General features: G+C 72.0%; 27 protein-coding genes and 1 tRNA gene. 9 read left to right on the top strand and 19 right to left on the bottom strand.

The annotated features are described in order from the left end of the window. Window positions 1–157 precede the first annotated feature (157 nt). The 4 genes from C2L59_RS03265 to C2L59_RS03250 all read left to right on the top strand — a co-directional run bounded on the left by C2L59_RS03265 (window position 158) and on the right by C2L59_RS03250 (window position 3,120). Entirely contained in the window at window positions 158–769 is a 612-nt protein-coding gene (locus C2L59_RS03265; protein WP_103348007.1) for a hypothetical protein, read from the top strand. Window positions 770–1,105: 336 nt separating this feature from the next. Then, a complete protein-coding gene (locus C2L59_RS03260) occupies window positions 1,106–2,260 on the top strand; it encodes a sensor histidine kinase (RefSeq protein WP_103348006.1) in 1,155 nt (384 codons plus the stop codon). Then, the gene (locus C2L59_RS03255; RefSeq protein ID WP_103348005.1) at window positions 2,257–2,913 is read left to right on the top strand and encodes a response regulator transcription factor; all 657 of its coding nucleotides are present in this window, start codon (window positions 2,257–2,259) and stop codon (window positions 2,911–2,913) included. The genes C2L59_RS03260 and C2L59_RS03255 overlap by 4 nt, the downstream gene beginning before the upstream one ends. Before the next feature lie 9 nt (window positions 2,914–2,922). Further along, window positions 2,923–3,120, top strand: coding sequence for a hypothetical protein (locus tag C2L59_RS03250; RefSeq protein WP_103348004.1), 198 nt, complete (start codon window positions 2,923–2,925; stop codon window positions 3,118–3,120). Here the strand turns inward: C2L59_RS03250 and C2L59_RS03245 are convergent. Next, window positions 3,110–3,556 (bottom strand): nitroreductase family deazaflavin-dependent oxidoreductase, encoded by a 447-nt coding sequence (locus C2L59_RS03245; RefSeq protein WP_103348003.1) that lies wholly within the window; start codon window positions 3,554–3,556, stop codon window positions 3,110–3,112. The genes C2L59_RS03250 and C2L59_RS03245 overlap by 11 nt on opposite strands. A gap of 127 nt (window positions 3,557–3,683) precedes the next feature. Between C2L59_RS03245 and C2L59_RS03240 the strand changes: the two genes are divergently transcribed. Together C2L59_RS03240 and C2L59_RS03235 are read left to right on the top strand one after the other, a co-directional pair. Continuing rightward, the gene (locus tag C2L59_RS03240; protein WP_103348002.1) at window positions 3,684–4,355 is read left to right on the top strand and encodes a TetR/AcrR family transcriptional regulator; all 672 of its coding nucleotides are present in this window, start codon (window positions 3,684–3,686) and stop codon (window positions 4,353–4,355) included. A gap of 38 nt (window positions 4,356–4,393) precedes the next feature. After that, window positions 4,394–5,908: a 3-hydroxyacyl-CoA dehydrogenase gene (locus C2L59_RS03235; RefSeq protein WP_103348001.1), complete on the top strand. Its 1,515-nt coding sequence runs from the start codon at window positions 4,394–4,396 to the stop codon at window positions 5,906–5,908. A 54-nt stretch (window positions 5,909–5,962) separates the two neighbouring features. Here the strand turns inward: C2L59_RS03235 and C2L59_RS03230 are convergent, their stop codons facing one another. Next, window positions 5,963–8,791, bottom strand: coding sequence for a PQQ-dependent sugar dehydrogenase (locus tag C2L59_RS03230; protein WP_103348000.1), 2,829 nt, complete (start codon window positions 8,789–8,791; stop codon window positions 5,963–5,965). Between the two features lie 111 nt (window positions 8,792–8,902). Beyond that, window positions 8,903–9,562, bottom strand: coding sequence for a L,D-transpeptidase (locus C2L59_RS03225; RefSeq protein WP_103347999.1), 660 nt, complete (start codon window positions 9,560–9,562; stop codon window positions 8,903–8,905). Between the two features lie 215 nt (window positions 9,563–9,777). On the opposite strand from C2L59_RS03225, the gene C2L59_RS03220 reads away from it, so the two are divergent. Continuing rightward, window positions 9,778–10,284: a hypothetical protein gene (locus C2L59_RS03220; protein ID WP_103347998.1), complete on the top strand. Its 507-nt coding sequence runs from the start codon at window positions 9,778–9,780 to the stop codon at window positions 10,282–10,284. On the opposite strand, the gene C2L59_RS03215 is transcribed toward C2L59_RS03220, so the two are convergent. Continuing rightward, complete coding sequence (locus C2L59_RS03215) at window positions 10,274–11,164, bottom strand: serine/threonine-protein kinase (RefSeq protein ID WP_103347997.1); 891 nt, start codon at window positions 11,162–11,164, stop codon at window positions 10,274–10,276. The genes C2L59_RS03220 and C2L59_RS03215 overlap by 11 nt on opposite strands. An 8-nt stretch (window positions 11,165–11,172) precedes the next feature. After that, window positions 11,173–12,867 carry a class I SAM-dependent DNA methyltransferase gene (locus C2L59_RS03210; protein ID WP_103347996.1) on the bottom strand — a complete coding sequence of 565 codons (1,695 nt, stop codon included), beginning with the start codon at window positions 12,865–12,867 and terminating at the stop codon, window positions 11,173–11,175. Window positions 12,868–12,944: 77 nt separating this feature from the next. Between C2L59_RS03210 and C2L59_RS03205 the strand changes: the two genes are divergently transcribed. Further along, window positions 12,945–13,688: a PP2C family serine/threonine-protein phosphatase gene (locus tag C2L59_RS03205; protein WP_103347995.1), complete on the top strand. Its 744-nt coding sequence runs from the start codon at window positions 12,945–12,947 to the stop codon at window positions 13,686–13,688. A 44-nt stretch (window positions 13,689–13,732) separates the two neighbouring features. Beyond that, window positions 13,733–13,817: transfer RNA gene (locus C2L59_RS03200), tRNA-Ser, on the top strand. A 90-nt stretch (window positions 13,818–13,907) separates the two neighbouring features. Here the strand turns inward: C2L59_RS03200 and C2L59_RS03195 are convergent. From C2L59_RS03195 to C2L59_RS03130, 14 genes are all read right to left on the bottom strand, one after another. Continuing rightward, window positions 13,908–15,266, bottom strand: coding sequence for a site-specific integrase (locus C2L59_RS03195; protein ID WP_103347994.1), 1,359 nt, complete (start codon window positions 15,264–15,266; stop codon window positions 13,908–13,910). Window positions 15,267–15,280: 14 nt separating this feature from the next. Beyond that, window positions 15,281–15,583 carry a helix-turn-helix domain-containing protein gene (locus C2L59_RS03190; protein WP_103347993.1) on the bottom strand — a complete coding sequence of 101 codons (303 nt, stop codon included), beginning with the start codon at window positions 15,581–15,583 and terminating at the stop codon, window positions 15,281–15,283. Window positions 15,584–15,885: 302 nt separating this feature from the next. Then, window positions 15,886–17,235 (bottom strand): DUF3631 domain-containing protein, encoded by a 1,350-nt coding sequence (locus C2L59_RS03185; RefSeq protein WP_103347992.1) that lies wholly within the window; start codon window positions 17,233–17,235, stop codon window positions 15,886–15,888. A 58-nt stretch (window positions 17,236–17,293) separates the two neighbouring features. Then, complete coding sequence (locus tag C2L59_RS03180) at window positions 17,294–18,916, bottom strand: DNA cytosine methyltransferase (RefSeq protein ID WP_103347991.1); 1,623 nt, start codon at window positions 18,914–18,916, stop codon at window positions 17,294–17,296. 17 nt (window positions 18,917–18,933) lie between these two features. Continuing rightward, a complete protein-coding gene (locus C2L59_RS03175; protein ID WP_103347990.1) occupies window positions 18,934–19,827 on the bottom strand; it encodes a phosphoadenosine phosphosulfate reductase in 894 nt (297 codons plus the stop codon). Next, window positions 19,827–20,228, bottom strand: a complete 402-nt coding sequence (locus tag C2L59_RS03170) for a hypothetical protein (RefSeq protein WP_233223251.1) — start codon at window positions 20,226–20,228, stop codon at window positions 19,827–19,829. Before C2L59_RS03170 ends, C2L59_RS03175 begins: the two co-directional genes overlap by 1 nt. Window positions 20,229–20,326: 98 nt before the next feature. Continuing rightward, window positions 20,327–20,500 carry a hypothetical protein gene (locus C2L59_RS03165; RefSeq protein WP_103347989.1) on the bottom strand — a complete coding sequence of 58 codons (174 nt, stop codon included), beginning with the start codon at window positions 20,498–20,500 and terminating at the stop codon, window positions 20,327–20,329. A gap of 25 nt (window positions 20,501–20,525) precedes the next feature. Further along, window positions 20,526–21,299, bottom strand: coding sequence for a hypothetical protein (locus C2L59_RS03160; protein ID WP_146060265.1), 774 nt, complete (start codon window positions 21,297–21,299; stop codon window positions 20,526–20,528). Next, on the bottom strand, window positions 21,299–21,595 hold the full coding sequence (locus C2L59_RS03155) for a hypothetical protein (protein ID WP_103347987.1): 297 nt from the start codon (window positions 21,593–21,595) through the stop codon (window positions 21,299–21,301). The genes C2L59_RS03160 and C2L59_RS03155 overlap by 1 nt, the downstream gene beginning before the upstream one ends. Before the next feature lie 29 nt (window positions 21,596–21,624). Then, window positions 21,625–22,593: a bifunctional DNA primase/polymerase gene (locus tag C2L59_RS03150; RefSeq protein ID WP_103347986.1), complete on the bottom strand. Its 969-nt coding sequence runs from the start codon at window positions 22,591–22,593 to the stop codon at window positions 21,625–21,627. Next, window positions 22,590–22,886, bottom strand: coding sequence for a hypothetical protein (locus tag C2L59_RS03145; protein ID WP_103347985.1), 297 nt, complete (start codon window positions 22,884–22,886; stop codon window positions 22,590–22,592). The genes C2L59_RS03150 and C2L59_RS03145 overlap by 4 nt, the downstream gene beginning before the upstream one ends. Window positions 22,887–22,901: 15 nt before the next feature. After that, complete coding sequence (gene ssb / locus C2L59_RS03140) at window positions 22,902–23,357, bottom strand: single-stranded DNA-binding protein (protein WP_103347984.1); 456 nt, start codon at window positions 23,355–23,357, stop codon at window positions 22,902–22,904. Between the two features lie 117 nt (window positions 23,358–23,474). Further along, window positions 23,475–24,137, bottom strand: coding sequence for an HNH endonuclease family protein (locus C2L59_RS03135; protein WP_103347983.1), 663 nt, complete (start codon window positions 24,135–24,137; stop codon window positions 23,475–23,477). Window positions 24,138–24,288: 151 nt separating this feature from the next. Continuing rightward, window positions 24,289–24,699, bottom strand: coding sequence for a hypothetical protein (locus C2L59_RS03130; protein ID WP_233223250.1), 411 nt, complete (start codon window positions 24,697–24,699; stop codon window positions 24,289–24,291). Window positions 24,700–24,783: the final 84 nt, after the last annotated feature.

Genomic DNA, 24,783 nt, shown 5'->3' with positions numbered 1-24,783 from the left:
CCCGGCTCCGCGTCGGTGTTCGCTGTGCGGCCGCTGTGCGTTTCCTGTGAAGGTTCGCGCGATCGAGGCACAGCGCCCGCTGACGCCCCGCACAGCTCAATCACAGCCACGGCGGCGAGCCTGGGCGGGACCAGTGTGGGGACCACCGGAGGACACGATGACGACCGAGCCGACGCCGACCACCCCGCCGCAGGGCGCCAACTGGGGCGACCCCGCCCCGGCGGCGCCGAAGAAGGGCTGGTCCGGCAAGAAGACGGCCATCGCGGCGGGCATCGCCGTGGTGATCGCGGCGGGCGGCGGAGCGGCGATCTGGGCGGGCACCAGCAGCGCCGACAACACGGCCCAGGGCCCCGGCGGCTTCGGCGGCCCCGGAGGCGGCCCAGGCGGCGGCCAGTTCCGCGGCCAGGGACTGCCGGGCGGCGGCTTCGGCGGCGGAATGGCAGCGTTGCGCGAGGCCCTGCACGGCGACTTCGTGGTGTCGAACGGCAACGGCGGCTACACGACGGAGCGCCTGCAGACGGGCGACGTGACGGAGCTGAGCGCGACGTCGGTGACGCTGACCAGCAAGGACGGCTACAAGCAGACGTACACGCTGGATTCGTCGACCCAGAAGACGGGCGACGTGAAGCAGGGCGACACGAACGTGACGGTGGTGGCGAAGGTCGACGGCCAGACCGCCACGGCGACCACGCTCGGCCAGGGCTTCGAGCCGGGCCAGCGCCAGCCGGGCCAGCGCCGCGGCGGCTACCCGGCCCGCCCGACCAGCTGACCCGCGAGCGACCCGCCCCGCCCGGCCGCCCCGCCCCGCCCGGCCGACCCGACCCGGCCCGTCAGACCCGACCCGGCCCGCCCGCTGTCCCGCGCCCCAAGCGCCCCAATGTGGCGTTGGGTGCATCCAACGCACCCAACGCCACATTGGGTGCGCCCCACGCACCCAACGCCACATTGGGTGCGCCCCACGCACCGAACGCCACATTGGGGTGTTCTGGACCGTCGTAACCCTGCTGGGCGCCCGAAGCCAGGGGCGCCCCGGTGCCGTGACCCCTCCCGCCGCATCGGGGCGTTCCCGTCCCCCGTTCCTCTCCCTTAGGGCAAAGTTGCGGGTGTGCAGGACATCAGAGGGTCGCTGAGGCGGCAGTCGCTGCTGGTCGCCCTCGTCTGCGTGGTGTGCGATGCCGCCCTGTTCGGCCTTCGCGGGCCCTTTCCCGAGGCCGGGTGGCGGGCCTGGGTCGTGCTGCTCGGCGGTGTCGCCGTCAACGCCGCGCTCGCCGGGGCCGCCCGGTACTCCGGGTGGGTCGCGCTCGCGCACGCCCTGCTCTTCGCCGGGTCGCCGCTGCTCCTGTGCACCTGCCAGGGGTACGTCACCGGCAACAACGCCGGGATCCTCATCGCCGGCTACCGGGCCGGCGCGTGGCTGCGGCCGCGGCCCGCCGTGCTCGCGCTCGGTGCCCTCGTGCTCGGGGTCACCGCCGGCTGCCTCGAAGGCGGCGGGCGCGTCGCGCACGACTGGCGGCTGATCGGCATCAACGTCGGCGTCTCCGCCTTCCTGCCGTGGCTGGTCGGCCGGTACACCACGGCCCGGCGCGCCTACATCGCCGACCTCGAACGCGAAGCCGACGAACGCCGTCAGCACGAGGAAGAAGCCGTCAAACGGGCCGTCCTCGAGGAACGCACGACGATCGCGCGCGACCTGCACGACGTCATCTCCCACCACGTCAGCGCCATCGGCGTGCACGCCGGCGCCGCCCGGCTCGGCCTGCCCGAGGGCGCCGAACCGGTGCGGAAGTCGCTCGGCGCGGTCGAGTCCGCGAGCCGCTCGGCGATGGCCGACCTGCGCCGGCTGCTCGACCTGCTGCACGCCGAGCCCGACGCCGAACAGCCCGGGCTCGACAACCTCGACGAGCTGGTCGGGACCGTCCGCGCGGCCGGCTTCCCGACCCGGCTGACGCTGCTCGGCGACCCCCGCGAGCTGCCGGGCTCCCTCGACGTCGCCCTCTACCGGATCGCGCAGGAAGCCCTGACCAACGCCCTGCGTCACGGCCAGGGCCCGGTCGAGGTCGAGCTGAACCATGGCCGCACCGAGGTGGTGCTCACGGTGACCAACGGCCTGCGCGCGAACCGGACGGCCAAGGGCGAGCACGCACACCGCGGGCTGGCCGGCATCCGCCAGCGCGTCACCCTGTTCGGCGGCCAGGTCTCCTACGGCGAGACCGGCGGGCAGTGGCAGCTGCGCACGACCTTCCCGGTGGAGAGCACATGATCCGCGTCCTGCTGGCCGACGACCACGCGATGTTCCGGTCCGGGATGCGCGCGCTGCTCGACACCCAGCCCGACTTCACCTGCGTCGGCGAGGCCTCCGACGGCCGCGAAGCCGTCGCCGAAACCGCGAGCCTGCGCCCGGACGTCGCCGTCCTCGACGTCCGGATGCCCCGCCTCGACGGCCTCGCCGCGACCGAGGCGATCCTCGCCGCGCCGGGCAACGACACCCGCGTCCTCGTGCTCACGACCTACGACGCCGACGAGTACGTCTACCGCGCGCTGCGGGCCGGGGCGAGCGGGTTCCTGCTGAAGAGCCTGGCGCCGGAAGAACTGGTCGCCGCGATGCGCGTCGCGGCGCGGGGGGACGCCCTGATCGACCCGTCGGTGACGCGGCGGCTGGTGGCGAAGTTCGCGGCGGTCCTCGAACCCGCGGCCGCCGAACCGCCGGAGCTGGCCCGCCTGACCTCCCGCGAACGCGAGGTCCTGCTGCTGCTCGCCGGCGCCTGCAGCAACGCCGAGATCGCGCGGAAGCTGCACGTCGGCGAGGAGACGGTCAAGACGCACGTGTCGCGCGTGCTGAGCAAGCTCGGGCTGCCCGACCGCGTGCACGCCGTCGTCTACGCCTACCGCCACAAACTCGTGCCGCCCGCCTAAGCTGGACCGATGAGGCGGTGGATCACCTTCGCGGTCGGGGTCGTGCTCGTGCTCGTCGGCGCCGTCTGGGTACTGCAGGGCATCGGCGTCATCACCGGCAGCTTCATGACCGGGCAGAAGCTCTGGTTCCTCATCGGGCTCGTCGCGTTCCTGGCCGGCGTGGTGCTGGTGGCCGCGAACCTGACCCGGCGCAAACCTACTTCGTGAAGATTTCGAAGATCGGGTAGCCGGGCGCGATTTCGCGCAGCTTCTCGTCCGACGCCTTCGCGTCGACGCCGTCGAAGAACACGCGCACCTCGAACTTCCAGCGCTTGAGGTACGCGCGGAGGATGTCCGGCTTCTCGTCGTGGGCCAGCTCGCGGAAGGTGAACGCCTCGACGCGGCGCCCGACGCGCAGCGTGCCCTGGCCGGCCGCGCGCAGGTTGCGCACCCACTGCGTCTCGCCGCGCGGGGCGACCAGGTACCGGACGCCGTCGACGGTCAGCAGGTTGACCGGCACCGACCGCGGCTCGCCGCTCTTGCGCCCGACGACGGTCAGCACCCGGCTGCCCCACACGCTCATGCCCAGGTTCGTCAGCTTTGCGACGACCTCGTTGAAGACGTTGGTGGACTTGGCGGGCTTGACGTAGCGGGTGTCGGTCATGGTGTCCTCCGAAACTTTGGGAGAGCAGTGCTCTCGGTTAAGAGCAGTGAACACGAGAGCGCTGCACTCTGTCAAGAGCACTGCTCTCTTTTGTGTGCACCGCTCTCGTCATGCCACACTGATCCGCATGACCACCTCCCGCACCGCACGCGAACGTGCCCGCGCCGAACTGACCCAGGAGATCAAGGACGAGGCCCGCCGTCAGCTCGCCGAGGTCGGCGCGCAGGGGCTGTCGCTGCGCGCGGTGGCCCGGGAGCTGGGCATGGTGTCGTCCGCGATCTACCGGTACTTCCCGAGCCGCGACCGGCTGCTGACCGACCTGATCGTCGACGCCTACAACGCGATCGGCGAGGCGGCCGAAGCCGCGGACCCGGGCCAGGGCGCGCCCCGCGACCGGTGGCTGGCGATCTGGCAGGGCACCCGTGACTGGGCCCGCGCCCACCCCCACGAGTACGCGCTGATCTACGGCTCGCCGATCCCCGGGTACGCGGCCCCGCAGGACACCGTCGTGCCGGCCTCCCGCGTCGCGCTCGCCCTGGTCAAGGTGCTCACGCGCACCGAGCTGCGGGGAATCGAAGGGGAGGTCCCGCCCGAGCTGCGCGCCCAGGCCGACTCGCTCACGAAGGTCCTCGGGATCATCGCCGGCCCGGAAACCGTGACCCGGCTGATCATGGCGTGGACCCAGCTGTTCGGCGCGATCAGCTTCGACCTGTTCGGCCAGTACGTCGGCAGCGTCGACCCGGCCGACGCGTTCTTCGCCCACTCGGCGAAGCGCATGGCGGAGTTCGTCGGCCTCTAGGCTGAGGCCGGAAGTCCAACGGCGGAAGGCGGCGCGACGTGACGGGGTGGGCCGGGCAGGTCGGCAGGATCCGGGTGATCGGCACCGGGGTGATGGGCCGCGGGATCGTCCAGCTGGCCGCGACCGCGGGGGTGACCGTCGAGCTGGCCGACGTCCGGCGCGAGGCCGTCACCGAGGCGATCGGGTACGTCGGCGGGATGATCGACAAGCTCGCCGCCAAGGGCAAGCTCACCGGGGACCCGCAGGCGGTGAAGGACCGGCTGGTCGCCGTGGACGCGCCCGACGCCCCCGCCGACGGCGTCGACCTCGTGGTGGAAGCCGTCCGGGAGGACCTCGCGACGAAACGCGCCCTGTTCGCCGGCCTCGAGCGCGTCTGTCCACAGGAGACGGTCTTCGCGACCAACACGAGTTCGCTGTCGGTCACCGAGATCGCCGCCGAGCTGGCCGACCCGGGCCGGCTGGTCGGCCTGCACTTCTTCAACCCGGTGCCGCTGATGCGGCTGGTCGAGGTCGTCCCGGGCGCGCGCACGCACGGCTGGCTGCCGGGCGAAGCGCTCGAACTGGTCAAGAGCTGGGGCCACGAGCCGGTGCTCGCGAAGGACGCGCCCGGCTTCCTGGTCAACCACGCCGGCCGCGGGCTGAACACCGAGGCGCTGCAGATCCTCGCCGAGGCGCTGGCCGAGCCCGCCGACGTCGACCGGGTCGCCCGGGACGTGCTCGGCCTGAAGCTCGGCCCGTTCGAGCTGCTCGACCTCACCGGCCTCGACGTCTCCCACGCCGTGCTGGAAAGCATTTGGAGCGGCTTCCACGGCGACCCGCGGCTGCGGCCGTCGTGGCTGACCCGGCCGCGGGTGGCCGCCGGCTTGTTCGGGCGCAAGAACGGCGAGGGCTTCTACTCCTACGTGGACGGCAAGCAGCAGGTCGCCGACGAGCCGGCGGCCCCGCCGAAGCCGTCGAGCCCGGTGTTCACCGCCGACGAGCACCTCGCGCGCGTGCTGTCCGCCGCCGGCGTGCAGGTGGTGTCGGACGCCTACCCCGACGCCGTCCTGCTCGTCCCGCTCTACGGCGAGTCCACAGTAGACGCCGCCCTGCGCGCCGGGCTGCCGCTCGACCGCGTCGCCGGCGTCGACCCGCTCGGCGGCTACGAACGCCGGCTGACCATGTCCGTCCACCCGGGACTCGACCCGGCGGCGGGCCGCGCCGCCTGGGGCGCGCTGGCCGCGACCGGCCACCCGGTGACGGTCGTGCGCGACGGGCCGGCCCCGATCGCACAGCGCCTGCTGGCCTCGATCGTCAACACGGCGTGCTTCATCGCGGGCCAGCACCTGGCCACGCCGTCGGACATCGACACCGCGGTCCGCCTGGGCCTCGGCTACCCGCGCGGCCCGCTGGCCTGGGGTGACCTCGTCGGCGGCGACGTGGTGCTGCGCATCCTGCGCGGCCTGGCCGCGACCACCGGCGACCCGCGTTACCGGCCGAGCCCGTGGCTCACCGAGCGCGTCGCGCTGGGCCTGCCGCTGACGACGGCGGGGACCACACCGGCCGACCTGTGAACGAAACGCGGGCCGGCTCCCGAAGGAACCGGCCCGCGTTCGTGTCACTCGGCCTCACCAGGGGCGGTCGACCGCCCCGGTGGCGAGGGTGAACGTGATGTAGCCGCCTTCGAAGTCGCTGCGGTACACCCCGTTCGTCACGTACTCGTCCGTGCGCGGGTAGTGCAGGTAGGAGTACTCCCACCCGAGCGCCGCCCAGCGCTTCCGGATCTCGCCCTTCACCATGTGTGCGCCGGTCGCCACCGTGTAGTAGATCGAGCCGCCGGCACTGAAGTGGTTGTAGCGGCCGCGGCCGTCCGGCGTGCCGAGCTCGTCGGTGGCCGGGTAGCCCAGGCCACGCTCGAAGTCCAGCGCCGCCCACTTCTTCCGGATCTCACCGTAGATGGCGTGCGCGCCCGTCGCGGACGTGTAGTAGATCGACCCGACGTTGCCGCCCTTGATGAAGTGGTTGTAGCGGCCGACGCCGTCCGGCGTACCGAGTTCGTCGGTCGTCGGGTAGCCGACACCACGCTCGAAGTCCAGCGCCGCCCACTTCTTCCGGATCTCACCGTAGATCGTGTGCGCGCCCGTCGCGGACGTGTAGTAGATCGAACCCACGTTGCCGTTGTTGACGAAGTGGTTGTACTGGGCCACCCCGTCCGGCGTCGTCGCGGTGTCGGACGTCGGCGGCCCGAACGCGTTGGACCCGCCGATGGCGAGGTACTTGTCCAGCACCGGGCCGGTGACGTACACCGTGCCGCCGACGGCACTCCAGTACAGCCGGCCGTTCGCGTAGGCGCGGTAGTGGACCGGGCCGTCGGTGACCTCGAAGCCCGTCTGCAGCCCGAGCTTCGCCCGCAACGCCGGGTCGCTGTCGTAGCGCTGGTCGATCGGGGTCGCGTAGTTCGCCGTCAGCGTCATGTCGCTCGTGCCGACGGTGACGACCCAGGTCGTGTCCGCCGGACCGCCCTGCCAGCCGGTGAACTTCGAGACGCCGTCGACGCCCAGCGGGGCGGCTTCGACGTCGAAGGACGCGCCTTCGGTGACCATGGCCGAGCTGACCCCGCCCTCCACCGGGATGCTCAGCGCCGCGGGCTGCGTGCTGAGCAGGGTGATCCGGTGCTGGCGCGGCAGCGCGGTGTACGTCCGGGACGTGGTGACGCCCGCGCTGTCGGTCACCGTCGCGGTGAACTCCATCCGGGAGTCCGGGTGCTCGGTGAACGGCTGCGCGAAGGTCGCGCCGGTGCCGCCGACGCCCGGGTGCGCGTGGCAGGTCGCCTCGCTCGGGCAGTGCCGCACCGCCGTGGTCCAGGTGACCGGCAGCGCGCCGTCCTCGGCGTCGGTCGCGGTGGCGCCCAGCGAGACCTGCTGGTCCACCGCGAACGTCGCGTCGGCCCGCGGCGTGGTCAGGGTGAGCTCCGGGGTGTGGTTGCCGGGCGCGACCGCGATGGTGGCCGTGCCGGTGGCGCCCAGCGGGTCCCGGACGGTCAGCTTCGCGGTGAACGACCCGGTGCCCGCCGCGTACGGGTGGGACACCTTCGGGCCGCCGTCGGTCACGACGTTGCCGTCGCCGAAGTCCCAGTCGTACTTCAGCGCGTCGTTGTCGTAGTCCACCGACGAAGAGCCGTCGAACGACACCGTGCGGGTGTCCGGGTCGGTCGTCGTGGTGGCCTTGGCGACCGGCGCGGTGTTGCCGGCCGAGTAGCTCAGCCGCCGCAGGGAACCGGAAAGGATGTCGGCGTAGACGATGTCGCCGTTCGGCGCCGCGGCGAACTTGACCGGGCCGCCGATGCCGGTGAAGACCGGCGGGTTCTCCGGGGCCTGCGTGAGCTTGCCCTGGTCGTCGTAGCGCAGGGTCCAGATCTTGTTCGTCACGTAGTCGCCGAAGAAGTACGAACCGCGGTACGCCGCCGGGTAGCTGGATCCGTTGTAGAGGATGCCGCCCGTGACGCTGTTGCCCTGCATGGCTTCGCTGCCGTGCTGGTAGGCGAAGATCGGCGGCTGGTTCGCCACGCCGGTGCACTGCGCGAGCGTGCTGTAGCCGGTCGTCGGGTTGTTGCCCTCCCAGCACGGCCAGCCCTGGTTGGAGCCGCGCTGGACGACGTTGACCTCTTCCCAGGTGCTCCAGCCGACGTCACCGGCGACCGGCAGGCCGAGGTTCGGGTCGATGCTGAACCGGAACGGGTTGCGGAAGCCGCGCGCGAACACCTTGCTCGCGGTCGACCCCGGGTTGGTCCCGTCGTAGTACGGGTTGCCCGGCACGCCGTTGCCGTCGGCGGTCAGGTGCAGGATCTTGCCGTTCGGGCTGGTGATGTCCTGGGCGCGCAGCGCACCGGGGTCGACCTTCCGGAAGTCGCCGTTGTCGCCGATCGACAGCCAGAGCGTGCCGTCCGCGGCCGCGACGACGCCGTTGATGCCGTGGACGTTGGAGTTGCCCGGCACCTCGAACACCGAACGCTCACCGGTCAGCCCGAGCGGCGCGCCCGCCGCGTCCACGGTCACCGTGAACCGCGCCAGCCGCATGACGAAGCCGCTGCCGACGTTGATCGAGCGCGTCAGGTAGATGTTGTGCGAGGTCGCGTAGTCCGGCGCGATCGCCAGCCCGACCAGGCCGAGGTCCTCGTTGGTGCGGACCGGGAGCGTCGCGAGCGCCCGGCTCGCCCCGTCGACCGGCAGCCACCGGACGTCACCGTTCTTGCCGATGACGATCGTCGAGTTGTCCGGCAGGTACGCGAAGTCCGTCAACGGGTCGTCCCCCAGACCCGTGTTCGTGTCCCGCAGGACGAATCCCTGCGGGAGTGCCGCCGCCGATGCCACCCCCGTGGACACGACCGGCAGCAATGCCCCCGTCAAAACCGCCGCCACCAGGATGTGGCGGAGTGCGCGAAGCTTTCGCAAGGCCATCTGGCCCCCCTTCCCAAGCGATCACTTATCGCGCGGGAAGGGGGGCCAGTTGCAGTCGGCGGGTGGATTTTACCCGACCGTGACCTACGGTCCGTGATCGATTGGACGCGGTTACGGAACGACCTGCACGACATCACCGATGTGCAGCGTGTTGAAGAACTTCAGCGACGCGCCCGCCGACAGGTGGATGCAGCCGTGCGAATACACCGAAAGGCTGCCCTGGTGGAAGGCGTCACCCGGGTAGAAGAAGACCGAGTTCGGCATCTCCGCGTTGTCGAATTCCTTCGACAGGTGCATCTTTTCCTTCGAGTACACGTGGAACGTGCCCGTCGGCGTCGGGTTGCTCTTGCGGCCCGGCAGCATCGGCACCGGACCGTAGACGACCTTGCCGGCCTGCAGGATCCACGCCTTGTGCGCGGAGAGGTCGACGCAGGCAGCGGTGCCGGAAGCCGCGGCCGCCGCCGCGCACGGGACATCCGGGTCCGCCGCCGGCTTCGGCTTCGGCGTCGCGGTCGGCTTGGGCTTCGGCTTGGCCGAGGTGCTGGTCGGCGCCGGCTTGGTGGACGCCGGGGTGGGCGTCGGCGTCGGGGTGGCACTCGTCGTCGCCGTCGTGGGGGTGGCGCTCGAGGTTGTCGGCGTCCCGCCGCCGGTACCCGCCGCGGCGACGGCTCCGCCGCCCGCGTTCGCCCCGCCGGCCGAGCCACCGCCGGAGCAGGCGGCCAGCACGAACGCGGTGGCCAGCGCGGCCGCTCCCGCCAGAAGCCTCTTCACGATCCGGTACCCCCAGCTGTCTCGATCATCGCCTTTGGACACCGGTAAAGACGGCGTTCACCCGGTCGAGGTTCGTCGGCGAAGGTCACGATTTGGCTTGCCGCGGTCCACCCGCGGGTGGAGCCGGGGTTCCACCCGGGTCCGGCCCGCGAGCCGACGCGGCCGCGGCGCCGTGCGCCGAAGCTGGGTGGACCATCGAAATCAGGGGAGCCGCAATGCCCAGCGCCGCGAACGTCCTGCTCTACGTGGCCATCGCCGGCCTCGTCCTCTACAAGGTCGTCTACCAGCAGGTCCGCGGCACGCTGCTCGACCGCAGGACGCTGGTCACGATGCCGCTGCTGCTCGTCGCGGCCGGCGGGTACCTGACCCTGAAAGCGCTGCCCGGCGCGTCCGCGGCCGAGCTGGGCCTGCTCGCCGCCGACCTGGTGGTGCTCGCCGGGCTCGGCGTCCTGCGCAGCACCACGACGACGCTCACCGCGCGCGAAGGCACGACGTTCCAGAAGGGTTCGGCCGTCACGATCGGGTTGTGGGCGCTGACGGTCGCGGTCCGGATCGGCCTGGTCGCGCTGGGTACCGCATTGGGTGTCGCGGGCCCGCTGACGTCGGCGTCGGTCGCGCTCAGCCTCGGCGTGAGCATCGCGGTGCAGAACGCGACGACCTACCGCCGCGTCCGGCGCCGCGGCCTGCCGCTCGCCGGCCGGCGGCCCGCGCTCAGCCGGTGACGCGCCCCAGCATCCGCGCGTACATCCGGCCCGGGCTGGGCACCGACGGCGGCACCAGGAACCCCGGCAGCGGCGGCAGCCCGCCGACGAACGCGCCGAGCCGCTCGTAGAGCACGGCAGCCCCGGGCGGCCGGGCTTCGGGATTCTTGGCCAGCATCTCGGCGAGCAGCGCGTTCAACGGTTTCGGCACCCCGGCCACCGGCGGCGGCAGTTCCTTGACCTGCCGCTCGAACACCGCGTACGCCGTGGGCCCGTCGAAGAGCCGCCGTCCGGTGAGCATCTCGTGCAGCACGCAGCCCAGTGCGTAGAGGTCGCTGCGCGGTTCGGCGCCGCCGCGCTGGATCTGCTCGGGTGCCATGTACGACGGCGTTCCGAGCAGCTGCCCGGCCCGGGTGAACTGCGCCGCGTCGGCTTCGCGGAGCACGGCCAGCCCGAAGTCCATCACCTTCACGCCGCCGTCCGGGCCGAGCATCAGGTTGGCCGGCTTGAGATCGCGGTGGCAGACGGCGACCGCGTGGGCGGCGGTCAGCACCGCGCACGCCTGCGCCGCGATCGCCGCGGCCCACGGCACCGGCAGCGGCCCGTGCTCGGCGAGCAGGTCGGCCACCGTCACGCCGTCGACGAACTGCATGACCTGGAACAACCGGTCGTCGTGGGTGCCGTAGTCGTACAGCGTCGGGACGCCGGGGTGGTCGAGCGTCGCGAGGATCCGCGCTTCGCGGGCGAAGCGGGCCTCGAGCTCTTCGTCGCGGCCCGGCAGCCTGAGCAGCTTGATCGCCACGCGGCGGCCCAGCCGGCGGTCGTGCCCGCCGTGCACCGCGCCCATCCCGCCGCGGCCGAGCGGCAGCTCGTCGAGCTCGTAGCGGTCGGCGATCAGCATCCGTTCCCCTATCGGCCCGGGCGGAGCCGTCCTTCGACAAGTCCCGCGAAGCCTAGCCGGACCAGGTCACGGCCGATTTCCGCCGCCTGGCGCAGGGCGTCGTCGAACGCGGCGAGCTGCCCGAAGACCTGGCCGTATTCGCGTTGGACGGCGAGCGGGACGCGCGGGATCCGCACGCGCCGTCCGTCGATCCGGGTGGATGCGGACGTGGCGGGCAGGTCGGCCGCGCGCAGGCAGCCGGCCAGGAAGCCCGCGTCCAGCCGGCCGGCGTCGACGCGGTACACGGTGAGCCCGGCGCCCACCGGCTGCGGTGCTCCACTGTGGACGTACGCGATGCCGGTCACCGACGCGACGACGTCACCGGCCTCGGCCAGCGGGTGCTCGGCGTCCGCACGCACCCCCGCGTACTTGACCTCGACGGCGCCGGCCTTCACCAGCTCGCCGATCGTGGTGAACGCCGGTTCGGCGTCCGCCGCTTCGAGCGGCGGCAGCTGCGGGGCCAGCTCGGCGAACCGGGCCCGCACGACCTGGAACGCCAGCCCGGGGTCCTCGTCCCGGGCGCGGCGGCGGGCCGGCGTGAGGTCGACGTCGTCGTCGAGCAGGTCGATGATCCGGACGCCGGATTCGGGCCGCTGCAGGAACTCCTGCCAGCTTTCCTCCACTGTGGACAGCTCGTCGCCCGCTTCGGCGAGCAGCACCGTGGACGGCGGCCGCTCGCCGGGGGCCGGCCGTCTCAGCAGCCAGAGGTCGGGACCCGCCGGCGCCAGCGTCACGACCGCGCGGACCGCGCCCGCGCGCAGCAGGTTGCCGCGGATGCGTTTCCCGCTGCGCCGCCCGGCCGCCGCGCCCGGCATCAGGATCGCCACCTTGCCACCGGGTTCGACGTGCGCGAGGCAGTGCTGCACCCAGGCGAGCTCGGGCTCGCCGCGCGGCGGCAGGCCGTACTCCCAGCGCTCGTCGCCGACCAGCTCGTCGTGTCCCCAGGCGCGTTCGTTGAACGGTGGATCGCACAACACCGCTTCGGCGGTCCGGCCGGCGAAGGCGTCTTCGCGCAGCGCGTCGACCGCGTAGACCTCGGCCTCGATGCCGCGCAGCCGCAGCCGCAGGGCCGCGATCGACGCCGTCATCGGGTCGCTGTCCTGGCCCAGCACGGTCTTCGCGCCGCTCGCCAGTGCGAGCGCGCCGAAGCCGCACGCGGGGTCGAGGATCGTCGACACCGGGCCGGCGAGCCGGGCCATCAGCTCGGCGACCGGCTCGGGCGTGGCCGACAACCGCCGCGAATGGGCCTCGAAGTACCTCCGGCACAACAGTTCGAACGCTTCGACCGGGCCGGCCTGGTGGGTCAGCTCGCTGAGCAGGGTGAGCAGCTCCGGGTCGTCGAGCGCGCTGTCGAAGGTGTCGAAGATGCCGGCCTGGAAGGCGAAGAAGACCCCGGCGCGGCTGACGCGCCCGGCGAGGTCGAGGTCGTCGCCGAGGGCGCGCAGGCGCTGCCACGCGCGTTCGCCGGCGCTCAGCTCGAACTTCTTGCCGCGCGCGGTGAACCAGGCGGCGACGGCGGAGAGGCCGAACAGCGGGCTCGACGCCGTGCCGCCGACCGGCTGCGGGAAGTCCGGGTAGCGGCGGCGCCAGTTGCTGACCGCGGCCCGGCCGACCCCGGCGAGCCGCGCGATGTCGGCCGCGCTGACCGTGGCGTCCTCGTCCATGGCGAGGACTGTATCGGAGGATGGGCCATTCAGCCGTCTTGCTTGTGAACTCAGTCAACCAATGCTTTTATGGGGTCATGACAGAAGATCGGTACGTCCTGCGGTACGCCGCCGGGTCGGACGTCGGCAAGCGACGCCGGATCAACGAGGACTCGGTCTACGCGAGTTCCCGCCTGCTCGCCGTCGCCGACGGGATCGGCGGTCAGCCGCACGGCGAGGTCGCCAGCGCGACGGCGGTCGACGTGCTGCGCGAGCTCGAGGTCGACCTGCGCCGGATGGACCTGACCAGCGTCGACCTGGCGGCGACGCTGACCGGCGTGGTCAAGTCGATCGCCGAGCGGCTGCTGGAAGTCGCGGCGCAGGAGCCGACGACCGAAGGTATGGGCACGACGTTGACGGCCCTGCTGTTCGACGGCGTGGAGTTCGCGGCGGCCCACATCGGCGACTCCCGCGGCTACCTCCTGCGCGACGGCGGCCTGCGCCGGCTGACCCGCGACCACACGCTGGTCCAGGCCCTGGTCGAGGACGGCCGCGTCGCGGCGGAGGACGCCGACAAGCACCCCCGGCGGTCCCTGCTGATGAAGGCCCTGCAGACGACGGGCTCGGGCGACCCCGACATCTGGACGTTCAAGGCCAAGCCGGGCGACCGCTACCTGCTCTGTTCGGACGGCCTGAGCGGCCCGGTCTCCGAGGCCACCCTGCGCGACGTCCTGGCGGCCGGCGCCGAACCGGCGGCGGTGATCCCGCAGCTGATCGACCTGGCCAACGAAGGCGGCGGCCCGGACAACATCACGTGCGTGGTCGCCGACGTCACCCGCTGACCCACCTTCGAAGCGGCCCGGGACCATCCGGTATCGTCTCCTGCGGAGGATTGGCCGAGCGGCCTAAGGCGCACGCTTGGAAAGCGTGTTGGGTTCACGCCCTCGCAGGTTCGAATCCTGTATCCTCCGCCGTTTCACCAGGCAAAACGCCGGGTGCCTCGCTTTGGGACACCCGGCGTTTTCCGTCTTAGTCTCAGTTCTAGTCTCATTTAGCCCTGGTCAGGCCACCTCCGGCGTCTCGTCGCCGTCGTCCGCCACGTCGTCCGGCGCTGCCCAGATCAGCCCGTCGACCCGGCCGGCCACGCCCCGCCTGATGCGGTCGGTCACGTGCTGGTACCTCGCGGCCATGGCCGTGCTGGACCACCCCATGATGGACATGACGGTCCGCTCGGGGACCTCCAGCAGCAGGAGAACGGTCGCGGCGGTGTGCCGGGCGTCGTGAAGCCGCCGCTCTCCCACCTTGGCCTCCCGCAGCAGCTCCTTCCAGTGGTGGTAGTCGGTGTTGGGCACGAGCGGCTGCCCGGTCGGCTTGGTGAAGACGTAGCCGGTCTCCTCCCAGAGGTCGGCCGCCAGCGCGCGTTCCTGGGCCTGAGCCGCCAGGTGCCGCACCAGAAGCAGCGCGAGCTGCTTGGGCAGCCCGATGTACCGCTTACCGGCCCGCGACTTCGTGGGCGCGGTTTCCCGGCGAGTCGAGACACGCTGCGGGCAGTACCCGGCGAACTTCCGGCCGCATGGCTTCGAGCAACCATGCTTGTACTTCGGCCGGAGCCGGTTCCGTCGCACGCCGATTTCGGGTGAGTGGCACTCGAAGCACTTGGCGCAGAACGGCGACTTGTGCTTCTTGCACGGGCGGTCCCAGCGGTCCCAGTTCACGTCCGGCCACTGGATTCCCAGCGCCTCGCCCTGGCGGAGTCCCAGTGCCAGTGCAATAGCCCAGCGAGCGCTGTTGCGTCGGCGATTGGCCGTTTCGAGAATGCGCTGGATCTCGTCGACGTCGTACGGCTCGTAGTCCTGCTCCTCCACCTTCGGGGCGCGAGCCAGTTCGGCCGGGCTGTCCGTGATGATCTTGCGTTTCTTCGCCTCCTTGAGCGCGGTACGGATCGTTCGGTGCACCTGGTGCACTCGCCCGGCGGCGGAACCCTCACGCATCATCTTCCGGTAGAGCTTTTCCAGGTGGTCGGGTTCCAACTTGTCGTCCGCATGAGAACGCTGGAGGCGGTGTGCGCCGACGCCCGGAATGAGGTGGACTCGGCACGCCACCTCGTATGCTTCCCACGCGTTCTCCGTGATGGTCGGCGGGGCCATGATTTCGTACAGCCAGTGGTTCAGCCACGTCTCGACCGTCCAGTTCTGCCCGGCCTTGCGAACGCGTCCTTCGTCGCGCTCGTTCTCCCACTCGCGCACCTTGTTCCGAACCTTGGTTTCGTCCTTGGACATGGTGTGACGGCGGTCCGGTTTCCCGTTGTCCTTACGGCCGACCGTCACGCGGCCGTGCCAGTGACCATCCGTCTCGCTGAAGTAGACGCTGCTCGTGCCATTCGGGGCGCGCGTACCCTCAGGACGCTTCTTCCTTGCCATTGAATGTTCTCCCCTCAGGCGGCGTTTTTACGACTGGCTTCGGCGACCAAACGAGCCGCGTAGTCCTTGATTGCGTCGACGTGAACGAGCCGACGTCGACCGATCTGTACCGATTCGAGTTCTCCGGTCCGGACCAGTCGATATGCGTTCGTGCGGCCGATGCGAAGTTGCTCGGCAGCCTCTTCCATAGTGAACAGGACACGCGGGGGCATCGGCCGTGGTTCCGGTCGGCCGGTTTCCGGCTCGCTCGTGGCGAGGCGTTCGGCGAGCTGGGCGAGAGTGGCAACGAGTATGGCAATCTCATTGGCGGTAGCCATCGGATTTCCTCCAAACGCCCGCAGGGCGGGCATGACGAGCTGGCCGGGTCGACGACCGGCCGAGTGGGCGGCGCGCGGGTTACCGATGCGGGGGCGTCAGGAAGGCTGGCAGGTGGGGTAACTGCGGTAACTGCGGTAACTTGCCTGGTCAGGCGGTTACCGATGGGTGCCCCGGTTACCGATGGATCGGTAACCGGACAAACCGACCACGCGTCCCGGTTACCGATCCATCGGTAACCGCGTTCGGATCGGTAACCGTCTGACCTGCGCGGTTACCGCAGTTACCGCAGTTACCGACACTGTCAGCCGGTGGTGGGCAGGTAGCGGCTCCAGGCGTCGGCCAGGCCGGTCTCACCGGTGGTGGTGTAGCCCTTGACGCTGTCGCCGTCGTACTTGAACGTGGTTGGCTTGACGTCGTAGCGCGCGAGTTCCTTGGCCATCATGCGAGGGTTGAGCGGTTTTCCTTTTACGTCGGTCCAGTCGGATTCCTCCATTTCCAGCAGTTCGGCGATGATGAACGTGGACGGCAACCGGTCGGTGTTGCGTTCGGTGAAGATCCGCCGCATGTCGGCGAGCAGCTGGATACCGAAACTGCCGCCCCGGTTGCTGTTGCTGGCCACGAAATACGCGCACGCGGCGCGGGCGGTGGCCGGCCAGTGCTCGCCCGCGGCGTCGGCGATCGCCAGCAGCGGTTCCCAGATCTCCGCGGCCCGGTCGGTGACGCCCTCGGGCATGTCCGGTTCAGCGTCGCCGACCTGGTTGCCGACGCTGGCGACCCAGGCGGCGAGCTTGTCCCGCAGCGGCGCGGCCTGGCGTTCCACGACGCGTTCTTTGAACGGTTCGACGGTTTCGCCGGGGGCGCGGCGGCGCATGTGGAAGGTGATGGCGCGGGTGGTGATGGTGTCGGGCATGTGCCCGGCGATCCCTGCCAGCGCCACCGGGGCGTAGACCTTGAACCGCTCGACCTTCATGGCGCGGGCGTCGCCGACGCAGCGCGGGATGGTGGCCGAGCGTTTGTATCCGGCGTTGAGCATGGCGCGCAGGTCTTCGGTGTTGCCTCCTTTCGCGGGGTTGAAGATGGCGTCCACTTCGTCGAACAGGATGGTGATCGGCCCGTCGGACACCAGCCGGAACAGCGCGGCGGTGGTGGCCGAGAGCGTCATTTCCGCCGATCGCACCAGGAACTGCGCGACTTCCAGGACCCGGGTTTTGCCGCTGCCGGGTTCGGCGGAGTCCAGGATCAGGCGCGGGGTGACGTAGAAGTGTTCGGCGGCGTGGGTGTGGGCGTACCACAGCGCCAGCGTGGCGGCGCAGTGCTCGGACGGGAACACGTTGAACCGGGACACGAACGCGGACACCTTGTCCAGGATCTGCGCCCCGCTCGGAGGCGGTGGCGGCGCGGGCATGTAGGGCATCGGCCGGGCCGGGTCTCCCTCGACCAGGTTCCGGTCCGGGCTCGCGCCGTTGTCAACGGGATCGGGGCCGGCCGCGTGCTCGGCCAGCCACGCGGTTTGGCAGTCCTCGGTACAGAAGTCGTCGGAGGGCGACCCGGCCAGCGCCGTCCCGCAGTGTCCGCAGACCGTGCGGGTGTCGCCCTGGGGGTCGGCGATGGCGGCGTCGATGGCCGACAACGCGGTGTCCAGATCCGGCATGACAAAGCTCCCTCGGGTCGTGCGTTCGGGTGGTGCTGCGCGGGCGTCCCCGCACCGGTCACGCCGCAGGCTCCAGCGGCTCGCCGGAGAACGCCTCGATCAGGGCTGAGGCGAGGACTTCGGCCATCGCGGGCGGGACGGCGTTGCCCCAGCCGCGGACCTGCTTGCGCTTGGACTTGGCCACCAACGGCGGGACGCGGTAGCTGGCGGGGAAGCCCATCCCGGCGGCGATCTCGTGCGGGTCGAGCATCCGGAACGTGCACGCCTCCACCGGCGGCGGCGTGGTGGGTGTGGCGGGGTGCCCGAGCAGGCCGTAGCGGTCCCGGGTGGTCAGCGTCCCCACCGGCCGGTCGGTGAGCTGGGTGCCGCCGTTGCCGTAGTAGGCCACCAACAGCGCCAGCTCCTCCCCGGCAGGCGGGCCGACCAGGCCGTGGTGATTGCCCTGGGCCGACACGGTGGGGATCGGGCCGTCGAGCGGGTAGGCGGCGGTGGCCGACCCGCCGCCGCGTTGCAGCGAGATGAACGGCGGGATGACGATCGCGGTTTCGCGGCGGCAGGTCTGTGTCCGCATCGGCTGCCCGATGTGGGTGGCGGTGTCGACCCCGGCCCGCGCCGCGCACGAGACCAGCAGCGGCGGGCACACCAGCCCGTCGCTCTCCCGCGTGGTCCGCGTGGGCAGCGGCATCTCCAGCGAGGTGGCGTGCTGGCGCCAGGTGCCGCCCGCCGGCGCCAGCAGCGCGCCGACGTGGCGGGCCAGCCCGGCTGCGATCCGGTCGATGGTGGACTGCTCCAGCGGGTCCGGGCGGCCGGTTTTGTCCACGCGTTCGCCGATGCGCTGGCCGGGGTCGATGCTCCAGTCGATGATGGTCGAGGCGGGGAGCACGGCGGGTTCGATGATCCGCTGGCGGCAGGAGCGGTTGGGGCAGCGGTAGACGTACTGGCCGTGGCGGATGCCGTAGACGCCCATCTCGGTGCCGGGCACGCGCGCGGGTTTCTTGAACGCCTGTACCGCGGCCACCCACGCGTCGCAGTCCGGGCAGTAGGCGCGCGGGCGCAGCCACTTGTCCCAGTCCGGGTCCCGCCCGAGCGCCTCCAGCCAGTAGCCGAGGAAGAACCGGTTCCGCGACTGCGCGACCTTGCCCAGCCGCGGGCCGGTGACGTGCATGGCGTTGAGGGCGATCAGCTTCGTCCGGTAACCCTCGGCTTCGATCTCACCGCGCCAGCGCTTGAACTGGTCCCACTTGACCACCTGCACGACGTTCTCCACCACGCCGCCCAGCACCGGCCGGCCACGGCGGCGCATGGCCTGCAGGTACCGCGGCACTTCCTCCATCAGCGCGCGGGCACGGGCCACGGACGGGTCGGTCGCCTTCGGCCCGGTCTTCGGGTCGAACAGCACCCCCTGCGTGCTCTGGTCGAAGTCGCGTTTCACGCCGCGGGCGTCGGTCCACGGCGGACACGACGGCGAAGCCCAGAAGAAGTCCACCCGCGGAAACTTGCCGATGTCAGCTTTGGCGATGTCGCCTTCGTAGTGGTCCATGCCCGGGTGGTTGTAGGCGTGGGTGGCGATCGCGTCCGGGTTGTGGTTGGCGGCCAGCACGCCGGTGGTGCCGGGCACGGCCAGCACGCCGGTGGTGTCACCGCCGAACCCGGCGAACTCGTGATAGGTGGTGATGGTCATCGCGAGGTCACGTCCTTTCAGGTCATGCACCAGCCGGAGTCGCAGCTGCCGTCGCCGTCGCCGGCGAACGGGAGCAGCTGAACCCCGGGGTCGACGGCCACCCGCAGCGGCCGGCCGGTGCGGGTGAGGTAGACCGGGTCCTTGCCCAAGGCGGCGCGCCGGGCGTTGAGCAGGTCCTCCAGCTCGCAGGAGCGCTCGAACAGCTCGGGTTCTTCGGCCCGCATCGCCGCCCACGTGGACAGCCGGTGGAACGGGCAGAACCAGCACGACGACTTCGGCGGCACCGGCAGTCGGGTGAAGCCGCTGCGCAGGAGTTGCCGCCGCACGTCCGGGTGCTGGTCGGCGACGGTGGCGCGGGCACGCTCGGCCATCGCCGTCGACAACGGCTGTGCAGCCACCAAGGTGGCGCAGTCGGCCCGGCGCATCCCCAGTTCCAGCAGCGGGTAGATGATCCGCTCATACGGCTCGACCCGGCGGGTGTTGGCGCGGTGGATCTCCTCCAGGCTGATCCCGATCGCCACCGTCGCCGGAGTGTCGGCGGTGGCGCCGTGGGCCTTGAGCCACTTGCCGATCACCCGGATCTTGAAGTCCGCGGTACAGGAGCGGGTGCCGGGTGCCCCGTTCGACATCCGCACCGGGATCGGCAGCGACCGCGACCCCGGCTTGGTCAGCCGCCCGAACAGCGTCTCCACTGTGCCGTCACGGCGATGCCGGTTCAGCGTGGTGACGGTCAGGCCATGCTCGGCCGCCCACGGGGTGGCGAGGTCGCGGACGTAGGCCAGCGTGCCGGGATGCTCGGAGTCGTCGCCGACGTTGGCGAACAGCACCGCATCCAGCGCCAGGCGCCCGGTCGCGGCCAGCACCAGCAGCGCGGTGGACTGCTGGCCCCCGCCGTAGGACAGGCACCGCATCAGCCACGTCCTCCCGGTCGGGCGCGACGGCGGTCGATGGCTTCGATCCAGACCACCGCGGTGGCGGCGACATCGAGAAGCTCATCCCGCAGCGCCTGGGGGTCGGCTTCGGCGAGGGCTTCGTAGACCTCTTCGCGCAGGATGTGCAGCCAGGTCAGCCGGTCTTCGGCGCGGGCCATCTCGGTGGTGAACCGCGCGGCCCAGGCGGCGTCCGCCGCGCGGCGGGCCAGCCCGGTCAGGGTGACGTCGGGGCCGGTGCCGTCGGGGTGGTTCTGCTCGCCGAAGACCTTGTCCTGTTCGCGGCGTCGGCCGGCGACTTGCGCCAGCACCACCGCGGTGGCGTGCGGGACCGCGGTGGGTGCGGTGGTGGCGTGCCAGTTGGTCGGGTGCGTGGTGTTCATGGGCGTGGCTGGCCTTTCGTGGGTGTGGAGACGGCGCGAGGGCCGGACACCCCGGGGTGTCCGGCCCTCGCGCCGTCTGGGGTTTCGGTGTGGTCGGGTCAGGTGCAGGGTTTGGGGTCGGCCGGCGGGTTGGCTTCGACGTAGACCCGCCCGAGGCGGGAGTCACCGCGGTTGGAGCGGAAGTCGGAGACCTCCAGCACGTCGAACGCCAGGCGCAGCACCTTGACCGCGTCGGCGGTTTCGGTGCGGGCGCCCACGATCCGGATCTTCATCGCGGGGGTTCCTTTCGTTGCCGGGTCAGTGGTAGCGGCGGCTGCACTCGGGGCATGTCCAGGTGCCTGCCCCGCAGTCCCGCCAGCCTTCTTCTGCCGCGTCGGCGGCCAGTTGCGCCCGCGGTCCCATCACCGGGCCGCACCCGTCGGCCCAGTCGGCGAGGAAGTGGCTGTCGTGGCAGTGGATCGAGGCGCACCGCAGCCCCCACCCGGGCGGGCGGGTGTCGCGGACGATCTCGGCATCGGGGTGCAGGTGCAGCGCCTCATCCGGTTCGGTGAGCGCGTACGCGGCCCGCCGTGCGGCGTCGTCCCAGGAGTCGTAGGTGGCGGCGGAGACACGGCCGCGGTAGCGGATCCGCCACCGCGGCGGCCACACCACCCACGACCCCCGCGCGGTCACCAGCGGCTCCCGCTCCTCCCGCGCCCGCCACAGCGCGAGGTTCAGTTCCCCGTGCGCAATCTTGAGGGCGTCATCGGCGCGGACGGCCTCCAGCGGCCGGTTCCAGTCCAGCCCCGCCCGCCGCGCCAGCCACTCGATCGCCTCGATCATGTGGGCGTGGCAGCCCGGCAGCGTCAGCTGCATCCCGCTGGCGGCGTGCGTGAGCACCCAATCTCCGGTGAACCGCAACGGCTTGCCGGTCACGTGCGGGGTGAGCACGACACCGGGGATGGCGGTGTCCTGGGCCAGGACGGGCAGCAGCCCGCCGGAGATCGCCAGCTCCAGCACCCGCACGCTCGTGTCCTGCGACGGCAACGGGGTGGTGGGGCGCGCATCGGTCCTTTCCTGCGGTGGTGTCATCAGGCGGCCCGTCCCGCCGCGTCGCCGGTGGTGCGGTAGAGGCTCCAGCAGGCTTCGCAGTCACACAGCCGTCCCAGCCCGGGGCCGTCGAGGGTGCCGGGCTCGATCAGGGCGGGGTCGGGCAGTGCCTGCGCGGTCGGGGTGGCCGCGCGCCAGGTCGGGATCACCTCGGGGGCGCCGGGGTCGGCGTCGGCGCAGCCGCACAGGTAGCAGGGGCGGGTGTCGTCTTTGGTCGGGTTGGTGTGGTGGACGTGGTCGAGGTGCCCGCAGGCGCAGCGGTGAACGATCGCAGCCATAACGGCAAACTCCTTTGCGTGTAGTGGTGTCAGGCGGCGCGGCGGCGGTCGCCTCGGGTGGCGCGTGGGGTGATGCGGCGCTTGTTGGCCTTCCCGGCCTCCACCGCGGTGTCGATGACGCCGTCGTCCTTGGCCGCCGACGCCGGGGTGTTCCAGGTCGCGACCGCCGCGCGCAGTTCGGCTTTGACGTGGTCCTCCTCCAGCAGCCGCGCGCCGGCCAGTTGCCCGAGGGCGTAGGCGGCGGTGGACAGCACTTTGTTGCGGGTGCCGGGTGCCGCCGTGCGGACGCGGTCGAGTTCGCCGCGCAGCGCGGCGGCGGTGTAGGCGTCCGGGGCGGCTACGGGCATCTCACGTCGCCCGGAGACGGCCGTAGGGGCGCGTTCGACGGCGGCTTGGACCAACCACCCCGGCAGCTCGGCCGGGTCGGTGTCGTCGATCAGCTCATACGCGCCGTTGGGGAGGACGCTGCCGGGGGCGAGGCCGTAGGTGCCCCAGCCGCGGGTGTCGACGTTCGACGCGATGTGCTTGACCGTGCCGCGCAAGGCGGTGCCGGGCGGGGCGGTGAACCACAGCTGCCGCCCACCCGAGGGGGTGGCGAGAGTGAACGTGTCGGGCAGCGGCCCGCCCCGCTCGGCCGCCAGCGCCTGCAACTGGGTCCAGCCGTCCGGGTCGTGCTCCCCGCGGGCCGGGGGCTGCCCGGGCCGGGCGGGCTTGGGCAGGTCGCAGTCGAGGATGAACAGCCCGGACGGTCCGGGGTAGACGGCGATGTTGTAGGGCACGCCGTCCGACCACCGTGCCGCCACCCGGTCCAGGTTGCTGGTGGCCAGCGATTCGGGGGTGACGTGCCCGCCGGAGCAGACCCCGCCACCGCGGCAGTGATCGGCCCGGTGCCACAACGCGGCTTTCGTGCCCGGGCGGCAGGGGAACACCTTCCAACCCCTGCCAGCAATCTCCATCGCCGCTGCCCGCAGTGCCGCGCTCTGCGCTGAACTGGTCATGTGCTGGTCTCCTTTCGCCAGTGGGGTTCGCGGTCCCACGCCGGAACGTCGTGCAGGTGCACCCCGAACCGCCGCGCCAGCCCGTCGGCGGTCGTGTCGAACCGCGCGAGCGGCACGCCGGAGGCGGTGAGGGCGGCGGCGAGCGGGAGGCCGGTGGCCGAGGCGTAGAACTCGCCCTGGTTCCACGCCCCGGCGATCACCCGCCCGGCCCGCCGCGCCGCGTCGTCGTCGATGCCCGCCGCGGTGAGCCAGGCGGTGAGGTCGGTAGCCCGGTACTTCGTCTTCTCACCCACGGCCGGGCACCTCGGCTAGAACGGCGGTTCGTCGGAGAACCCGCCCGCCGACCCGGTGGCCGGCGGCCCGGCCCACGGCCCGCCACCGCCACCGGTGTGCTCGCCGCCGCCGGAGCGGTCGGGGCGGGCCGACTTGGCCGGGTGCCACAGCAGCGACAGCGCGGCTTCGCGGACCTGGACGTCGAAGCCGTAGCGCTTCTCGCCGGTGTTCTTGTCCTGCCACTCCGACTGCTTGAGCTCGCCGACGATCAGCAGCCGGTCCCCCTTGCGGGCGTCGGCGACGTTCTCGGCCTGGCGGCGCCACACGGTGCAGCGCAGGAACGTCGCGCCCATGTCCCGCCACTCCCCGGATTCCCTGTCCAGGCGGCGATCGTTCGCGGCGAGGGTGAACGAGCACACCCCCGCCCCGGACGGGGTGAAGCGCATCTCCGGGTCCGCCGTCAGCGTCCCGGCCATCGTGATCTCCGGCAATCCAGCCATGATCTTTGCTCCGATTCCTGTTGGTGGGCACGTACGAACGCGCCCCCGCCGGATCGGCCCGGCGGGGGCGTGCGCGTTCGCACCTGTGGTGGTGCGTCGGTGGTGGGGTCAGCAGTGGTTGAGCACGCCGGTGATGGCGGCGCGCTCGGCCCGGTCGACGGTCATGCCGTAGCGGTGCTTCACCGCGACCCAGCGGGCCACGTAGCCGCACCGGTCCCGGGCGGGCAGCCACCGGGCCGGGTCCTGGTCACCCTTGCTGCGGTTGGACTTCGCCGTCACCGCCACCAGGACGCCCGGGTCGTTGGCGTAGCGCTCCCGCTGCGCGATCGACCATGCCCGGGTACCGGAGCGGGCGGCCTCGGCCAGCGGCACCAGGTGGTCGATGTCCAGCGCGCCGGGGGTGGTGACGGTGACGCCGTCGTAGGGGGAGATCCAGGTGCCGCCGGTGATCCGGCACCCGGCGCCCACTCGCACGCCGGCGCCTTGGGTGCGTAGCGCGTTCTCCCGGGCGTCGCAGCCGCCGCCGACCTGGTCCCAGTGCGGCCAGTCGGCGCGGCGGTAGTGGTTGCCGGTGTCCTCGGCCGACACCGTCAGCGCGGCCAGCTCGGCCCGCACCGCGGCGACGTCGACACGGGCAGTGGCGAGGCCGGGTGTGCCGGTGCTGCCGACGCTGGTGGCTGAGGAGCTGGCAGGTGGCGCGGGGCGGTCACAGCCGGCGGGGGTGGCCACGACGGTCGTGACGAGGGCGAGCGCGGTCAGGGTCCGGTTCATCGGTCACTCCGTCGGACGCGTCGGACGTTGGGGGCCGGTGCCGGGCCGGGATCGTGGGCGCGGGTGACGGCGTCGTGCAGGCCGCCGGGGCGGGCGAGGTCGGGGTTGCCGCGGTTGCGGCCCGCAGGCGGCGGAGTCGGTGCCGGGGTGCTCATGCCGCCGCCCCCATCACCACGGCCGACCGGGAAGCGTAGACGGCCGCGAGACCGCCGCCGGCACGGGCACGGGCGGCGGCCTGGTCGACCGGCCGCCAGATCAGCACCGGGAACGCGCCGTCCTCGCCCGGGGCGGCCATCCGCGCGGGGGCGCCGTCGCGGCCGGGGTGGGTGTAGGCGAACCAGCGCAGCCGGAACGCCTGCGCGTCGACCCGGTCCGGGACGGGCAGGTCGAGACCGTCGGCGGCGGCGCGGATCATCGCCGCCGCCACCGCCGGGCGGGTCACCCCGACCGCCAGGACGGCGCCGACGTCGTCGACCAGCACGGTGGGGGCGTGCACCCGCAGGCACGCGTACATGTCGGTGGCGGCGGGATCGGGAGCGGGCAGGAACTCGGGTGTGGTCATCACGGGTGCGACCGTCCTTTCGAGACGAAGACGTGCGGATGTGGTGTCGCCGGGCCGCGCGGGGTGCTGGCCGACCGCGCGGCC

It is taken from the genome of Amycolatopsis sp. CA-128772 (assembly GCF_002904295.1).
GTDB lineage: Bacteria > Actinomycetota > Actinomycetes > Mycobacteriales > Pseudonocardiaceae > Amycolatopsis.
The sequence above is the reverse complement of the archived record's forward strand: the minus strand, read 5'-3'. Positions and strand labels throughout refer to the sequence as shown.

Excerpts from the sequence above, each read along its gene's own strand:
- C2L59_RS03265 (WP_103348007.1), top strand. The coding sequence starts at position 158 with ATGACGACCGAGCCGACGCCGACCACCCCGCCGCAGGGCGCCAACTGG.
- C2L59_RS03255 (WP_103348005.1), top strand. The coding sequence starts at position 2,257 with ATGATCCGCGTCCTGCTGGCCGACGACCACGCGATGTTCCGGTCCGGG.
- C2L59_RS03250 (WP_103348004.1), top strand. The coding sequence starts at position 2,923 with ATGAGGCGGTGGATCACCTTCGCGGTCGGGGTCGTGCTCGTGCTCGTC.
- C2L59_RS03245 (WP_103348003.1), bottom strand. The coding sequence starts at position 3,556 with ATGACCGACACCCGCTACGTCAAGCCCGCCAAGTCCACCAACGTCTTC.
- C2L59_RS03240 (WP_103348002.1), top strand. The coding sequence starts at position 3,684 with ATGACCACCTCCCGCACCGCACGCGAACGTGCCCGCGCCGAACTGACC.
- C2L59_RS03230 (WP_103348000.1), bottom strand. The coding sequence starts at position 8,791 with ATGGCCTTGCGAAAGCTTCGCGCACTCCGCCACATCCTGGTGGCGGCG.
- C2L59_RS03220 (WP_103347998.1), top strand. The coding sequence starts at position 9,778 with ATGCCCAGCGCCGCGAACGTCCTGCTCTACGTGGCCATCGCCGGCCTC.
- C2L59_RS03215 (WP_103347997.1), bottom strand. The coding sequence starts at position 11,164 with ATGCTGATCGCCGACCGCTACGAGCTCGACGAGCTGCCGCTCGGCCGC.
- C2L59_RS03210 (WP_103347996.1), bottom strand. The coding sequence starts at position 12,867 with ATGGACGAGGACGCCACGGTCAGCGCGGCCGACATCGCGCGGCTCGCC.
- C2L59_RS03205 (WP_103347995.1), top strand. The coding sequence starts at position 12,945 with ATGACAGAAGATCGGTACGTCCTGCGGTACGCCGCCGGGTCGGACGTC.
- C2L59_RS03195 (WP_103347994.1), bottom strand. The coding sequence starts at position 15,266 with ATGGCAAGGAAGAAGCGTCCTGAGGGTACGCGCGCCCCGAATGGCACG.
- C2L59_RS03190 (WP_103347993.1), bottom strand. The coding sequence starts at position 15,583 with ATGGCTACCGCCAATGAGATTGCCATACTCGTTGCCACTCTCGCCCAG.
- C2L59_RS03185 (WP_103347992.1), bottom strand. The coding sequence starts at position 17,235 with ATGCCGGATCTGGACACCGCGTTGTCGGCCATCGACGCCGCCATCGCC.
- C2L59_RS03180 (WP_103347991.1), bottom strand. The coding sequence starts at position 18,916 with ATGACCATCACCACCTATCACGAGTTCGCCGGGTTCGGCGGTGACACC.
- C2L59_RS03175 (WP_103347990.1), bottom strand. The coding sequence starts at position 19,827 with ATGCGGTGCCTGTCCTACGGCGGGGGCCAGCAGTCCACCGCGCTGCTG.
- C2L59_RS03170 (WP_233223251.1), bottom strand. The coding sequence starts at position 20,228 with ATGAACACCACGCACCCGACCAACTGGCACGCCACCACCGCACCCACC.
- C2L59_RS03165 (WP_103347989.1), bottom strand. The coding sequence starts at position 20,500 with ATGAAGATCCGGATCGTGGGCGCCCGCACCGAAACCGCCGACGCGGTC.
- C2L59_RS03160 (WP_146060265.1), bottom strand. The coding sequence starts at position 21,299 with ATGACACCACCGCAGGAAAGGACCGATGCGCGCCCCACCACCCCGTTG.
- C2L59_RS03155 (WP_103347987.1), bottom strand. The coding sequence starts at position 21,595 with ATGGCTGCGATCGTTCACCGCTGCGCCTGCGGGCACCTCGACCACGTC.
- C2L59_RS03150 (WP_103347986.1), bottom strand. The coding sequence starts at position 22,593 with ATGACCAGTTCAGCGCAGAGCGCGGCACTGCGGGCAGCGGCGATGGAG.
- C2L59_RS03135 (WP_103347983.1), bottom strand. The coding sequence starts at position 24,137 with ATGAACCGGACCCTGACCGCGCTCGCCCTCGTCACGACCGTCGTGGCC.
- C2L59_RS03130 (WP_233223250.1), bottom strand. The coding sequence starts at position 24,699 with ATGACCACACCCGAGTTCCTGCCCGCTCCCGATCCCGCCGCCACCGAC.